Origin of the sequence: uncultured Ruthenibacterium sp. (genome assembly GCF_963558415.1) — a bacterium.
Lineage (GTDB): Bacteria > Bacillota > Clostridia > Oscillospirales > Ruminococcaceae > Ruthenibacterium.
Genome location: NZ_CAUWGY010000002.1, coordinates 1 through 12,638 on the forward strand (window position 1 = coordinate 1; position 12,638 = coordinate 12,638).

General features: G+C 48.2%; 16 protein-coding genes. 2 read left to right on the top strand and 14 right to left on the bottom strand.

Going from position 1 to position 12,638, the window contains the following annotated elements; all coding sequences use genetic code 11:
- From AB5H98_RS00470 to AB5H98_RS00490, 5 genes are all read right to left on the bottom strand, one after another.
- The coding region (locus AB5H98_RS00470) for a 2-hydroxyacyl-CoA dehydratase family protein (RefSeq protein ID WP_367923942.1) at nucleotides 1–684 on the bottom strand (684 nt) is incomplete at its 3' end.
- A 24-nt stretch (nucleotides 685–708) separates the two neighbouring features.
- On the bottom strand, nucleotides 709–1,470 hold the full coding sequence (locus AB5H98_RS00475) for an AAA family ATPase (RefSeq protein ID WP_367923943.1): 762 nt from the start codon (nucleotides 1,468–1,470) through the stop codon (nucleotides 709–711).
- Between the two features lie 85 nt (nucleotides 1,471–1,555).
- On the bottom strand, nucleotides 1,556–2,203 hold the full coding sequence (locus AB5H98_RS00480) for a TetR/AcrR family transcriptional regulator (RefSeq protein WP_367923944.1): 648 nt from the start codon (nucleotides 2,201–2,203) through the stop codon (nucleotides 1,556–1,558).
- Between the two features lie 237 nt (nucleotides 2,204–2,440).
- Complete coding sequence (locus tag AB5H98_RS00485) at nucleotides 2,441–3,319, bottom strand: carbon-nitrogen hydrolase family protein (RefSeq protein ID WP_367923945.1); 879 nt, start codon at nucleotides 3,317–3,319, stop codon at nucleotides 2,441–2,443.
- Nucleotides 3,320–3,378: 59 nt separating this feature from the next.
- Nucleotides 3,379–4,011: a YitT family protein gene (locus AB5H98_RS00490; protein ID WP_367923946.1), complete on the bottom strand. Its 633-nt coding sequence runs from the start codon at nucleotides 4,009–4,011 to the stop codon at nucleotides 3,379–3,381.
- 86 nt (nucleotides 4,012–4,097) lie between these two features.
- Between AB5H98_RS00490 and AB5H98_RS00495 the strand changes: the two genes are divergently transcribed.
- A complete protein-coding gene (locus tag AB5H98_RS00495) occupies nucleotides 4,098–4,556 on the top strand; it encodes a GNAT family N-acetyltransferase (RefSeq protein ID WP_367923947.1) in 459 nt (152 codons plus the stop codon).
- Nucleotides 4,557–4,619: 63 nt separating this feature from the next.
- Entirely contained in the window at nucleotides 4,620–5,417 is a 798-nt protein-coding gene (locus AB5H98_RS00500; protein ID WP_367923948.1) for a ZIP family metal transporter, read from the top strand.
- A gap of 108 nt (nucleotides 5,418–5,525) precedes the next feature.
- Here the strand turns inward: AB5H98_RS00500 and AB5H98_RS00505 are convergent, their stop codons facing one another.
- From AB5H98_RS00505 to neuC, 9 genes are read right to left on the bottom strand one after another with little or no spacing between them, the layout of a single operon-like run.
- Nucleotides 5,526–5,972: a threonine/serine exporter family protein gene (locus tag AB5H98_RS00505; RefSeq protein ID WP_367923949.1), complete on the bottom strand. Its 447-nt coding sequence runs from the start codon at nucleotides 5,970–5,972 to the stop codon at nucleotides 5,526–5,528.
- Nucleotides 5,969–6,754 carry a threonine/serine exporter family protein gene (locus AB5H98_RS00510; protein WP_367923950.1) on the bottom strand — a complete coding sequence of 262 codons (786 nt, stop codon included), beginning with the start codon at nucleotides 6,752–6,754 and terminating at the stop codon, nucleotides 5,969–5,971. The genes AB5H98_RS00505 and AB5H98_RS00510 overlap by 4 nt, the downstream gene beginning before the upstream one ends.
- Before the next feature lie 12 nt (nucleotides 6,755–6,766).
- Entirely contained in the window at nucleotides 6,767–7,372 is a 606-nt protein-coding gene (locus AB5H98_RS00515; RefSeq protein WP_367923951.1) for a hypothetical protein, read from the bottom strand.
- Complete coding sequence (locus AB5H98_RS00520; RefSeq protein ID WP_367923952.1) at nucleotides 7,373–8,131, bottom strand: GNAT family N-acetyltransferase; 759 nt, start codon at nucleotides 8,129–8,131, stop codon at nucleotides 7,373–7,375.
- The gene (locus AB5H98_RS00525; RefSeq protein ID WP_367923953.1) at nucleotides 8,128–8,898 is read right to left on the bottom strand and encodes an acylneuraminate cytidylyltransferase family protein; all 771 of its coding nucleotides are present in this window, start codon (nucleotides 8,896–8,898) and stop codon (nucleotides 8,128–8,130) included. Before AB5H98_RS00525 ends, AB5H98_RS00520 begins: the two co-directional genes overlap by 4 nt.
- A gap of 1 nt (nucleotide 8,899) precedes the next feature.
- Nucleotides 8,900–9,826, bottom strand: coding sequence for a Gfo/Idh/MocA family protein (locus AB5H98_RS00530; RefSeq protein WP_367923954.1), 927 nt, complete (start codon nucleotides 9,824–9,826; stop codon nucleotides 8,900–8,902).
- 12 nt (nucleotides 9,827–9,838) lie between these two features.
- Complete coding sequence (locus AB5H98_RS00535; protein WP_367923955.1) at nucleotides 9,839–10,816, bottom strand: Gfo/Idh/MocA family protein; 978 nt, start codon at nucleotides 10,814–10,816, stop codon at nucleotides 9,839–9,841.
- Nucleotides 10,817–10,841: 25 nt separating this feature from the next.
- Nucleotides 10,842–11,468 carry a hypothetical protein gene (locus tag AB5H98_RS00540; RefSeq protein WP_367923956.1) on the bottom strand — a complete coding sequence of 209 codons (627 nt, stop codon included), beginning with the start codon at nucleotides 11,466–11,468 and terminating at the stop codon, nucleotides 10,842–10,844.
- 3 nt (nucleotides 11,469–11,471) lie between these two features.
- Nucleotides 11,472–12,638, bottom strand: a complete 1,167-nt coding sequence (gene neuC / locus AB5H98_RS00545) for a UDP-N-acetylglucosamine 2-epimerase (protein WP_367923957.1) — start codon at nucleotides 12,636–12,638, stop codon at nucleotides 11,472–11,474.

Consider the following 12,638-nt stretch of genomic DNA (forward strand, 5'->3'; position numbering starts at 1 on the left):
CAATTCCTCCAATGTTTCACGCAGCTTCTCTACCACCAAATCTTTCGGACAAACATAAGTGGCCAACGTCAAGATATGAAATTCATATCCGGTGATGGTGGGATTGTCCAGTTTGCGGAAATTTCCGATTTCAGTAATTAAGCGGCAGATCTCATTGTGCCTTTCCACCGCTTTCCGGATGGCTGCATCCGACACATCAATGCCGTAATTTTCGTGCAGCGGTTTTAAAATCTTACGTGACAACTGCTCGCGAAGATGCGCTACACAGTCCTCGTCGTCGGAACAGGGAGAGTCCAGATTGCACCAGAAAAAGCCTTTCTTGGCGGGATCACTCACCCCTAAAAGTTCCATGTTTTCCATGCCTCGGTTCATGCATTCGCATACGTCCACACCCGCCATGGCATCCAAAAACTTGTAGCCACCTTCAAGGCCACGCTCTAGCAGCGCTCTGGCATATTCGCAGGTAGCATTGGACATGTAATATGTAGCAATTTCCATGGAACCGGTTCTCGGTGCACGCAGCCGCACGGAAAAGCAACCATCCAGGTTCAAAAGAACCTCCGGCATATGGTAACAGGTATAACCCAACGCCAGACGTCCTTCGGACTTGGCCTGACGCACCAAATCGTTGTTTGCATCTTCCAATAATTTTTCAAAATAATACAGATGTTTCAGGTCCTTCATATCGCACCTTCTTTCCTGTTCCGCTTATTGGATTCCCATCGCGTTCAGCGCCTGCTGTACGCCACGTACCAGATTGGAATCATCGGGTAGTTCCATCACACTTTGGCCTTGCACATCGCACATGGCCAGGCTTGAATCGTCCCCAATGCGTGCCAGCACTGGAACCTCACCTGTGTCCACAAATTGTTCCAATGCCGGGTCATTCAATCGATTGATGATAACACCAATCTCTTTGTACATCACCAGTTCATCGGCCACTTGCTTAATTGTACGAATGACTTGCGTACCCTTTCGACTGGGATCTGTAACCAGAATCAGATGTGTTACATTTTCCATCACCCGGCGGTTCACCTGCTCGATGCCTGCCTCTCCATCAATCACCACATAGTCAAACTCACCCGACACCATACTGATGACTGCCTTTAAATAGGAGTTGATACTGCAATAACAGCCGGCTGCCTCCGGGCGTCCTACGGCAAGAAATACAAACCCGTCTTTTTCCACCATTGCATCAAAAATGCGGAATTTGGATTCGCCCAAAAGCTCAATGGCCTTTTTCTTTGTCTTATCCTCTTCTCCGGACGCAGTGATCGCTTTGCGGATGTCGTCGATGGTCTGGTTCACCTGTACGTCCAATGCTGTGGCCAAACCAACTGCCGGATCCGCGTCAATGGCCAGAATACGAGCCTGCGGATGATCACGGACAAGCTGGCGCACAATGGCTGCAGAAATGGATGTTTTTCCAACACCGCCCTTCCCCGCGACCGTAATAATCACATTCTCCATAAGCTTCCTCCTTTATGCCGGATTGTTCCGGTTCTCTAAATGTCAGTCTCTATGACATTTAAGATTACAAAAAAAACACGGCGGATTATTTCCTACCGTTTTCCTGGAAATTGCCTCGAAATGCAGCGACGAAAATTTCGCACAACTGATTCATTCGAGCGCATGCATCTTGTGGCAGACTGCGCCGCTCGTAGCTCATTTTCTGCATCACACCCAGAATCGAATCGTAAGCGTTATAATACAAAGACGCCACGTCTACCTCTTGGCTCACGCTCCCGTCCGCCAAGCCTTTGCGAATGGCACGCACTAAAGGACTGTTGGAAATTTCGAACTGCTCAGGAGGCCAATTCACATCTTCTTTATCCCGGCCCGCCGTGCTCAACGCCATCTCTGCATCGGCACAAAATCGAATCTGTGCCGGGTACTCCAAATACATATGCGAATAGAAGGTTAAAATTTGCCGGATCTGTTCAATCCCAGGCAAATCGCTGACACACACCTCTTGTGCGCGACGATTCGCCTCTTCGGTCATACGATCATAATACAAATATGCAGCAGCCTGCACCAAGTCCAGCTTTGTTTTATAATAGCGATAGACGGACCGCTCGGTCAGCCCGGCCGCTCGTGCAATGTCCGCCACCGTGGTGTTCGCGATTCCTTGGCGCACAAATACATCCAGTGCTGCCTGCACCACTCGCTGTTTGTTTTGTTCCCGAATTTCTTCCAATGACATACAGTCTCTTCCCCTCTCCTTCATTGAAGCACAGTTTCCAGAGAAAGGCAATTTGTTTTTTCGAAAAAGTTATTTTTTTGTCAAAGTGCATCTGAAAATTCTTTATTTTTTGTATATCTTTTCGCCTAAAAGAACTCTTGCCCTAAAAAAAAGAGAATCGAAGAGGCTTACCTTTCATGCTATACGGCAAGGAATAGTCAAAATAAAAAAGCGGCACGGCATATGCCGTGCTGCTTTTTAAGGACGCCGATCCTGCCGTACAAAGGGAGGATCGATGCGCAAATCCACCAAAGCAGAATATCGTTCCGGACGGCGGTAAGCGTTTCCATGCACCTCGCATGCCCGATAACGCCGCATACATTCCAAATCAAAATCCGCGAAAAAAATCCCCTCTTCTTCTCCGGCTTCCAAAAGGCAGGTGTCGCGGGATGTTTCTTCTTCGGCAAGCCAAGCTACCCCGTCAAATGCACTGGAATGGCCATTACAATCCGGATGACCTGCCGGATAATTGCAGGTTGCGATTCCCAACATGTTTTCGAATGCACGAGCCCGCAATTGAGTCAGACGATTGATCTCCATCGGACAGGCATTGGGTACCAAAATCAGTTCCGCTCCCTGCAACATCAAGATACGCGCACTCTCAGGAAACTCTCGATCGTAGCAAATCATGGCCCCCACTTTTACTTTTCCGACGGCTGTGTCCAATTCCACAGTTGAAAAATCTTTTCCCGCCTCAAGGCAGCGTTCTTCTCCAAAATCGCAAGTGTGCACCTTCGCGTATCTCAACACTCGATTCCCATAACGGTCAAACAAAACCAAAGTATTGTACGCGGCTTCGCCCCGGCGTTCCAAGAGTGTAAGACCGATCGCCATATTCAACTCTGCGGCTTTTTTTGCAAAACAGGAACAGAACGCACCATCCAATGGTACAGCAAGCTCCAAACGTTCTGATTTTTTTTGCGGGATATGATATCCGCTGCTCCACATCTCCGGAAACAGCGCGATATCTGCACCGCCCTCTTTTGCCTTCTGGCAGGCCGCTATTCCTTTTTCCATATTTTGCGAGAGGTTGTCTGTCGGTCGAATCTGAAGCAGTGCTACACGAAGTGTTTTCACCTTTCTTCACTCCTTTGACAAATTTTGGAAACCATGCTATCCTCAAAATCGGGTGGCCATCACATAACTGGAATAGGAAGCACACGCCGATAAAATTTTACGATCATGCCCACCAAAACAGCGGACACAACAGTCCCGATACCAATACCCCTTAAGCCTTGAAAAAACGAAAAGGAAAGCAGGCCTGCCAAAGCCACCGTGGTTACGTCAAAACACACTTTGACTGTTCCAAAATCCCGTTGTAGCACCTGTGCAATGGCCTTGACCACTCCTTCGCCGGGTACCAAAAGTACGTTTGCAGCTACTTCCAATGTGATACCCAGTGCCAAAATTGCACATCCTGTCACTAAGGACACTGTTTTTTGTACCATTGTTTCAGGCTGCATGAACTGCAAAAGCAGCATACTTACATCAATGGCTCCACTAAATACAATGTTCACCAAAATTTGCAAATACTGAATTTTAGGAAACGCTTTGCCAAGCAAAATTGCTTGTGCCAAGATAAAAAGGCAATTCATCAAAAAGGTAAACTGTCCTAAAGTCGGCGAAAATTTTAAACTTGCCACATAAGGCAAGCTGGAGATGGGCGATGTCCCCAGCGCCGCTTTTGTGATAAAACTGATGCCAAAGGAGTTGATAATCAGCCCTAAAACAAATAGGCTGTACTGTTTGGCTAACCGCGTTTTCTTCATGAAAAAATCGATCTCTTTTCTTTTCTAAATTACACAACATTCTCATTTTATCGCTTTTTTTGTTACAACACAAGGAGGAGTTCCCCATGCAGCTTTCACTACAAGCGGTCACATCAAAAAACCGAGACGAGCTTACCGCATTGCGCACAGCCCCTGGACAGGAAGGATATATTGAATCTGTTGAACAATGTCTCGCGGAGGCAGACTGCCGTTCGGAGTGGCGTCCGGTAGGTATCTATGATTCCGGCCTTCTGGTCGGATTTGCAATGTATGGTTATTTTCAAGAATACAAGCCTTCCGGAAGATTGTGGTTGGATCGGCTTTTGATCGATGCTCACTTCCAAGGAAAAGGATATGGAAGCGCAGCTTTGGCATTGTTGGTACAAACATTGCGCCAAGAATATCCCGGGCGTGATATCTATTTAAGTGTTTATCCGGAAAATGTCGTTGCAAGAGGAATGTACCAGCGTTTTGGATTTTTGCCTACGTCCGAAAAGGACACCAAGGGCGAAGACGTATTTGTTTTTCCAATCCCGCAGGCTTGACAAAATACAACTAAAATAGTATAGTTTAAGCAATCTCTGTTATCAGTAAAGGAGTTTGTTTATATGCAGACTGCACTTCTCTATGCGGCTGCCGGAACAGGTTTTACTTTTTTAATGACCAGTTTAGGCTCTTCGCTTGTTTTCTTCTTTCGCAAGGCTGCCAGCCAAAGCATTCAGCGTATCTTTTTAGGATTTGCGGCTGGCGTAATGATTGCCGCCAGTGTATGGAGTCTGCTGATGCCCGCCATTGAGCAGGCTGAAGAGGCCGGAATGCCCGGCTGGTTGCCTGCGGCCGGTGGCCTGGCATTGGGCGTTGCCTTTTTGATGCTGATGGACACGCTTTTACCGCATCTTCATCCTGGCTCTGCAGAACCGGAGGGTGCTCCTTCTTCTTGGAAGCGCACTACGCTGATGGTTCTTGCAGTTACATTGCACAACATTCCCGAAGGCATGGCGGTAGGTCTTTCCTTTGCCTTAGCTGCTCAACATCCGGATGGCGGCACTGCTGCCTTATCTGCCGCCGCAGCTCTGGCGCTTGGCATTGGCATTCAAAATTTCCCTGAAGGTGCTGCCATTTCTCTTCCTCTTCGCCAGGAAGGAGTCGGTGCATGGCGCGCTTTTACATACGGAAGCCTCTCCGGAATCGTGGAACCTATTTTTGGTATTCTCATTGTTCTAATTGCTGGGTCGGTGCAGCCTCTGATGCCTTGGATGCTAAGCTTTGCTGCTGGCGCTATGTTGTATGTGGTAGTAGAAGAGCTGATTCCCGAAGCACATTTGGGCGAGCATTCCAACACTGGCACATTGGGTGTAATGGCTGGTTTTCTGATTATGATGATTCTGGATGTAGCTTTGGGCTGATACACAGTTTGAAAAAACGGCATGACCTTATGGTCATGCCGTTTTTATTTTCATCTTCCCTTGCTTATCAACGGAAAACATCGCATATCAAATCCGTTTATGAGATTCTTAAGCTTTCTTAGCCAAAACTCGAAACAATGTACCAGGAAGCGCCAAAACCAATACAATTCCAATGGCAATCGCCGCTGCGATCTTCAGTGTTTCTATCCCTTTCGCGAGACATAGAAGTTCTTGTCCCATAATAAAATAATACACAGTGTAATAAATTCCTGCCCCAGGCACCAAAGGGAAAATACCACCAGTTATAAATATTGTCATTGGACAACAACGAACCACCGCCAACACGCGAGACAAAAGGGCCAAAACGACGGCCGCTACAAGAGAGGCAGTAGCCAGACTCTGATCCATCTGAACCAGAATCCAGTAGGCAGCCCAACCAGCCATCCCTGTCAGTCCGCACCACACCCATTCCTGCCGCGGCGCATGGAACAAAATTGCAAAGGCAACAACGGATACAAAAGAAACGATACACTGCATCAAAAAAGCACCGATCATAAGGTCACCCCCGGAATCAATGCACAAAGTTTTAACACAAGACCAACGCCCAAAGCGATGGATGCAGCAATGAGGAGAGCTTCTGCCGCACGTATGGTGCCCGAAACATAGTCACTGTTGGCCACATCCCGAATCGCGTTGGTAAGCGCAATTCCGGGGACAAGCGGAATAATGCCGCCAATGATAATTTTATCCAGACTGCACTCGATGCCTAACACAGACAGAGCTTGTACCGCTAGCACACTGGCCACGGCCACCAAAACGGCACATAATGTATTGGAAATAAATTGGTCTGCCTTATGCCGACCAAGGAAAAGGACCAGAGGCTGAAGCAGGATTCCTACCCAGAAGGCCGCAAAGGCGTCCCATCCATTGCCACCAAACAAATATGCAAAGCATGCGGTGCCGGCACCGCATGCCAAAATCTGAAGCCAAGGTGCACTGGGGGGCAACATGCGCACTCTTTCCAATTCACATCTGGCCTGCTCCAAGGACACTTTGCCTTTAGCGATTCGCCGAGACAAATCGTTGACCGCGCTGACACGGGTCAAGTGCATACTTCGCGAACGAACATAACGCACTTCGCTCACATTGCCGCCTTCCGAACCATCCAAAGATACAAATACTGCATTGGTCAGCACGTAAGCGTTGATTTGCGGCGCCCCATAGGCTGCTCCAATATGTTCAATGGTCTGTTGAGCACGATAAATTTCTCCGCCATTTGCCAACAAAAGTTGTGCCGCATCCGCAGCCAAACGGGCTACTTGTTCCTGTTGTGTCAACCCCATCTCTCCTTAAAAGAGGGAAAAGCCAAATGGCTTGTCCCGTTTGCCTTCTCTGCTGACAAAGACCCGCCGCAAACCAGGTGTGATGGTCAGCACTTTTAAGTTCGGGAACAACCGGTGGTAGTCCAAAGGATTCCCGTCTTTTACCTTGCGGCACCCCAAATCCAACGTGCGCAATTCAGACAAAGCGCACAGAGGTAAAAGACTCTTCAATTGCACATTGTCCCATGTACGATTTTCCAGCAGTAAATGTTCCAGTTTTCTGGCCCCTGCCAAAGCGGAAAGATCCGTCACTTGTTTACAGCCGGTGAATGCAATGCCACGTACCAGTGGCGTAGCGGTAGTCTGCCAAAGTGTGGATAGATTCGGGCATCGCCACACACCCACCCATTGCAATTCTTTCAACATGGCCAGAGGAACCAATGTTTGAAGTTGTGGGCAATCCCGCACCACTATGCACACCGTATCCATGTGCTCACGCACCAGATCCTCCAGCATCTGATCGTCCGCTTTTTCTACCACCAAAACCGGACTTACCGGCGCGATTCCGTCCATCGCAAAAGGATAGAACTCCGGAAACCGCTGCATCAATGCCGGTTCTACATACAATCCCATTTACTTTTTCTCCTTTCCCGCAGGAAGGTAAGCCTTCCAAAGCTTTCGTTTTCCACCGCGAAAACCGGCCTTTTCCAAAAGGCGCAGAGCTTGTTCCTCCTGCACATAGAGAAAAATGTCCTCATATCCCCGATCCGGTTTAGCCGCAAACTCCACTGCCGCCAACAAAGCCGCTGCCCCGTATCCTTTTTTGCGTTGATTAGGCGCTGTATAAAGCCCCCAAAGGCGAAATGCACTTCCGTATCCCATTCCAAAACAACAACTGACCGGAATCTCCGCGCGATTCAACGCAAAAAAGGCACGCGCTCCTGCCTTGATTTGGCGATTGGCCAACGCCAGGCCATCCGAGCCTGCATACTCCTTCACAAGTACTGCCAAATTGCCATCCAACGCCGAAGTGACCGTCCGGACCTGACATTTGCGCTGTACAAAAAACGGGCTGGGCTCGAGACACTGCGTCAAACGCCAACACTCTTGTTGTTCTATAACATAACCACGCCGCTGCAAAAGTGCTTGGCACTCCTCCAGAGGAATACTGTCCGGCGCGCTGTAAATACGACATACAGCACCAGCCTGCTTCAGCCGTGCCTCAATGGAATCAAGACTTTTATCCATGCCATTCGCTTGTTTTAAAACGCCCCAATTCGCCTTGCCGCAACCACAGGCATCTTCGGCCCAAAACACACGGTATTCATCTTTTTCCTCGTAGGAAAGATATTTTTTGGGGCAATGGATCTCATACCGTTCTCCGTCTGTCATGGTTTATCCTCTCTGATATTGGTCTGTACCGTTCCAAAAGATGGATAGGCTCCATACAGATAGTGAGCAATGGCCTCCATCAGACGGTAATCCTCCTCGGAATCAATATCAATGATACCCGTATCAAACATCTCATACATGCCGATTTTTCCATCCCACAAAAAACCGGTCTCGTTTTCTAGTAAAAACTTACGCCCAAACACATAAATGGATGCGTTTAAATCAAACACCGGCGGTGTTTGCTGACGGGCCGTAAAATGATGATCGATCACACGTTTGGCATAGCCATTTTCCAATTTTGCCATATTAAAATACGGAGTGCGGCGAGACGGACAAACACTGAACACAAGGTCCAATTCCGGGCGGCTTTTCTTTAACGCATAAGCTCCCGACACATCCTGCTCCTGACGCAATGGACTTGTAATATCCAAATCAATCAGATTTTCATACTGCTTACCTTTGAGCGCCTCCATCTGCCGCAAACTGTGCTGATAGACCATCATCTTCGGCACCAAATCTCCGCACAACTCTTCCGGGCGATGCAAAACAGTCACTTCCGGATAGCATTTAGTGACCACATCAATCAACAAATCGCTGTCCGTATTCAGGCACAAATCCACATTCAGCTCCGGATGCTGTTTCATAAATATCTGTGCCGCAGAAAGGCTGTAATAGCTCAGAGGATGTCCATCAAAAATTTTCAAATTTTTGTTTTTAAAGCCCTTGCTTCCAGCCCGACCACAAATGGTGATGAGTACATTTTCCATGTCAAATCTCCCCCAACGTCAATTTCAAAACGTCCAGCGCCGTGTCTGGTGTGTTCACGCTTTCGCCAATACCGCTCTGGGCGTAATCCAGAAAATAGTCCATCTCTCGCAGATAACGTTGGTTTACCGGTTCATCCCAATGTTCCACAGTGCCATCTGCCAGTGTCAGCGTTCCCTTTCCGAAATCGGCGGTCACCGTACCATCTTTGCAGAAAAGCTCCAAACTGCGACGGTATTCTCGTCCAAAATAATCCAAATGGACCTCTACCAGCATAGAAGGATAGCGAGCAATATAAACCGATAAATCGTCCGAATCAATTTCAAGATCACTGTATGTGCCTTTGAAATTGTACATTTCCAGCGGTTTTCCGAACAACTCCACCAGATAGTCCCATTCATGGATCAAATCAATGGTCACGCCGCCCCCCATATCGCGATGAGCAGAATATACAGTCCGATAATCTACCCCGGGGCGCCAATCCGGCAAGTAAGACGAACAAATGACCCGAGCCGAATAGGGTTTTAAGGACGCGAGCCGACGTTTCAGTGCCAGCATCACGCCACACCAGCGCATAGGCGCCGCCACGTAAGCTTTTTGACCCGGTGCAATGCATTCTGATAGAGTGACATCTGTCCGGTCAAAAATAGGTTTTTCAATAAAGAGACTTTCCACCTTTCCACGCAACATACCCAGCGTAGAAAAGTGCAAACTGGTGGGATTGGTGATAAACGCTGCATCAAAACGATCTTCCTCTTTCAGCGTGCGTACTTCCCCTGCCAGCAAGGATCGAACATCCTCGGGCAAAGGCCGGTCAGAAGATCGCAGCGCCCAGGACTCCACCTGCAAACCTTTTTCCTGAGCGATTGTATTCAAATTTTTTAAATGCCTTGTTCCAATAGAACCAAGACCTACAAACAAAACTTTCATCCTTTGCCTCTTTTACGCGTTTTCGATCCGCTCAATCAACTCCAGAACCGCTTTATCCTTTTCAAAGCTCCAGCGAGGTTGCTGCGTGCCGTTCAATACACCGAAAAAGTTTACGATTTCATCGCCATAAGCATTCTCCACAATGTTGTCCGAATAACGTGCATCATGCTCAAAGCTTTCATATGTTTGCACGGATACTTTATCTTTGGTCGCAACGTCATACTTTGCCAATGTTTTGGGATTTCCTTCCCAGAACAAATGCAGTCCCTCGCCAAATACTTCAAAATTGCGCACCGCTTTGGGGCTGACCACGTCCACTGCCAAAATCCCCTTGACACCGCTCTCATGCCGCAATGTCACAAAATACGTATCCGGGTAATCGATTTCCAGATTGCTGAGCTTATCCTTTTCCACGTACACATGTTTGACTGGTCCAAATGCGTCCAGCAGCCAAGGCAAATCAATCGCAAAGATTTCTCGAACACCGCCAGTGCGCTTATCGCCTACAAAAAAGTTTTTGTAGTTTTCCCAAGGATGCCAATCCGGCAAGTATTGGCCAATGTGATAAATATAGTTCACTGGTTTTCCAAAGTCCTGCACTTGCTTTTTAATATACTGCGTTTCCGCACGATACAACATAGTAGAAGACAAAAACAGAGGAACACCTTTTTCAGCCGCTTTGGCAATAAGAGCATCGTACCCGTCGTCTACCAAGTTCAATTCGGTAAAAATAGGCAATCCTGCATCCAGAAGCTCATCAATGATTCTCGCATGGGTAATGGGCGCAGTACATACAAATGCACAGTCTGGCTTTCCAGCATTCAGCGCCGCACCAATGCTCTCATAAGCCTGTATTCCCAATTCACCGGCCTCTTTGCGGCGAGATTCCGCCAAGTCCACACCCCAAACTTCCACGTCCGGTTGAACGCTCCGCAGAATCCGCGCTCTGCGTTTTCCCATGCTTCCCAGTCCAACGATCAAAACTTTCATCTTTGCTCCCTGCTTTCCCGTGATATCAAAGGGCGCTCAGCGCCTCATAAAAGCTTCCATACCCTGCAATGCTATAAATCAATCCCTCATCCGTCTGCGTATAGACACATCCAGTATCAGGTGCAGCCAGAATACGCACTACACCGGATTCCGTAGTCAATGTGATTCGGAAAGTTTGCCCGTACCCCGCATAGGGAAGTTCTCTGCGCCAACTTGGAATACAGACAGTGTTTTGCAAAAGTTCTACAAGTTTTTGAGTCTGGTCGGTGGTCAATGTCACCGGCTTCTCCTTTTTTCCGGGGACACGACTGGACAAAGTGATACTTTCCACCTGGTCGGATTCTGCCAACGGAGTAGGCCAATAAGCCCACACACATAACCCCAACACCACTGCCAAGGCACAGGCCAGGCTCACACTTCTGCGAAAAAACACCTTTTTTTTCTTTGGGTCTTTGTTACATTTGCGTCGAATCAGTTCCAAAATCAGAGTGACCATTAAAACCACTGCTAAGCCTACCAAGGCAATGAGGCAAAGACGCAGTGCAATTGTGATCATACCGTCAAAAAACTCCGGTGCCTCCAACTCCTGGCGCCGCAAAATCTTCCAGACCATGTTCCATATTTCTTCACATTTTGCAAAAAACGCACCCATGGGTCATTCTCCGTCGTAAAAAATTTTGGGTTTCCCACAGCGCGGGCCGGTCAAAAAGCGCTCCATTCCGCGCACCATTCGCCCACTTGTATCTCCGCCGTTGTACGGGCTGACCGTAGCTTTTGCCTGCTGTACAAAAGCGGGCGTCAAAGCTTTTTCAACAGCAGTCTGAATGGAAGCTGCATCTGCATCACAACAAATCACGTTTTGACATAAAATACGCCCCTCCTGCCTACGACCAATGTTCACAGCAGGTATTCCCAGCGTCGGTGTCTCCACCACACCTGAAGAAGAGTTTCCAACGACAGCCGCACAATATTTCATGGCAGACAAATAACGCAATACGCCCAAACTGGTAAACGCAATATATTTATCCGGATGAATCGCACAAATCTCATCGATGCACCGATTGATTTCTGCGCCGCCTGCGTCGGCATTTGATTTTGTAAAAATGACATGTACAGAGAGTTTCTCCAATGCGGTCAAAAGTTGCTGGAACTGCCCTACCGCAGATGCACCACCCGCGGTCTCTGGATGATAGGTAACAAGAACATACGGTTTTTCCAAAGAAAAACCAATGCTCTTCTCCAATTCAGCCTTACTCATTAAGTGCATATTCCGCAGATTTTGATCGCCCAAACCACCCACATTTTCTACCGTGGCGGGATCCTCTCCCATGCGGATGACTCGCTTTGCATACTCTTCACAAGCCGGAAAATGCAGACTGGCCATTTTGGTCAGGCAATGGCGGAAATAATCATCCGCCGCTCCATGTGTCACATCGCCTCCGCTGATGTGAATCAGCGGAATCTCCAAAAGTGCAGCCGCCTGGCCTACTGCAAAAATCTCGTACCGATCGCCCAACAAAAGAACTGCATCGGGCCGATGTGTGGAAAAGTAGTCCACAAACTGATCCAGGGTATAGGCCACCGTCTTGGCAGTGGCCAGTGCGCTTCCTGTGCCAAATTTTAAGATATCAATGCGCGCTTTTATCGGCGCCCCATCCGCTTCAACCTCGGATACTGTAGAACCGAACTCCGAGCTTAAATGTGCGCCGGTCACTACTACCTGCGGGCACAGGATGTCGCTTTTTTCCATTGCTTTTACAACGCCTCGCAGAAGTCCCCACTCGGCGCGGGTTCCTGTCACCACACAGACTGTTTTCTTCAT

Bases quoted from the DNA above. Each gene is read 5' to 3' on its own strand.
- AB5H98_RS00535 (WP_367923955.1), bottom strand. From the start codon at position 10,816: ATGAAAGTTTTGATCGTTGGACTGGGAAGCATGGGAAAACGCAGAGCG.
- AB5H98_RS00515 (WP_367923951.1), bottom strand. From the start codon at position 7,372: ATGGGATTGTATGTAGAACCGGCATTGATGCAGCGGTTTCCGGAGTTC.
- AB5H98_RS00530 (WP_367923954.1), bottom strand. From the start codon at position 9,826: ATGAAAGTTTTGTTTGTAGGTCTTGGTTCTATTGGAACAAGGCATTTA.
- AB5H98_RS00475 (WP_367923943.1), bottom strand. From the start codon at position 1,470: ATGGAGAATGTGATTATTACGGTCGCGGGGAAGGGCGGTGTTGGAAAA.
- AB5H98_RS00525 (WP_367923953.1), bottom strand. From the start codon at position 8,898: ATGGAAAATGTACTCATCACCATTTGTGGTCGGGCTGGAAGCAAGGGC.
- AB5H98_RS00520 (WP_367923952.1), bottom strand. From the start codon at position 8,131: ATGACAGACGGAGAACGGTATGAGATCCATTGCCCCAAAAAATATCTT.
- AB5H98_RS00500 (WP_367923948.1), top strand. From the start codon at position 4,620: ATGCAGACTGCACTTCTCTATGCGGCTGCCGGAACAGGTTTTACTTTT.
- AB5H98_RS00490 (WP_367923946.1), bottom strand. From the start codon at position 4,011: ATGAAGAAAACGCGGTTAGCCAAACAGTACAGCCTATTTGTTTTAGGG.
- AB5H98_RS00495 (WP_367923947.1), top strand. From the start codon at position 4,098: ATGCAGCTTTCACTACAAGCGGTCACATCAAAAAACCGAGACGAGCTT.
- AB5H98_RS00505 (WP_367923949.1), bottom strand. From the start codon at position 5,972: ATGATCGGTGCTTTTTTGATGCAGTGTATCGTTTCTTTTGTATCCGTT.
- AB5H98_RS00540 (WP_367923956.1), bottom strand. From the start codon at position 11,468: ATGGGTGCGTTTTTTGCAAAATGTGAAGAAATATGGAACATGGTCTGG.
- AB5H98_RS00480 (WP_367923944.1), bottom strand. From the start codon at position 2,203: ATGTCATTGGAAGAAATTCGGGAACAAAACAAACAGCGAGTGGTGCAG.
- neuC (WP_367923957.1), bottom strand. From the start codon at position 12,638: ATGAAGAAAACAGTCTGTGTGGTGACAGGAACCCGCGCCGAGTGGGGA.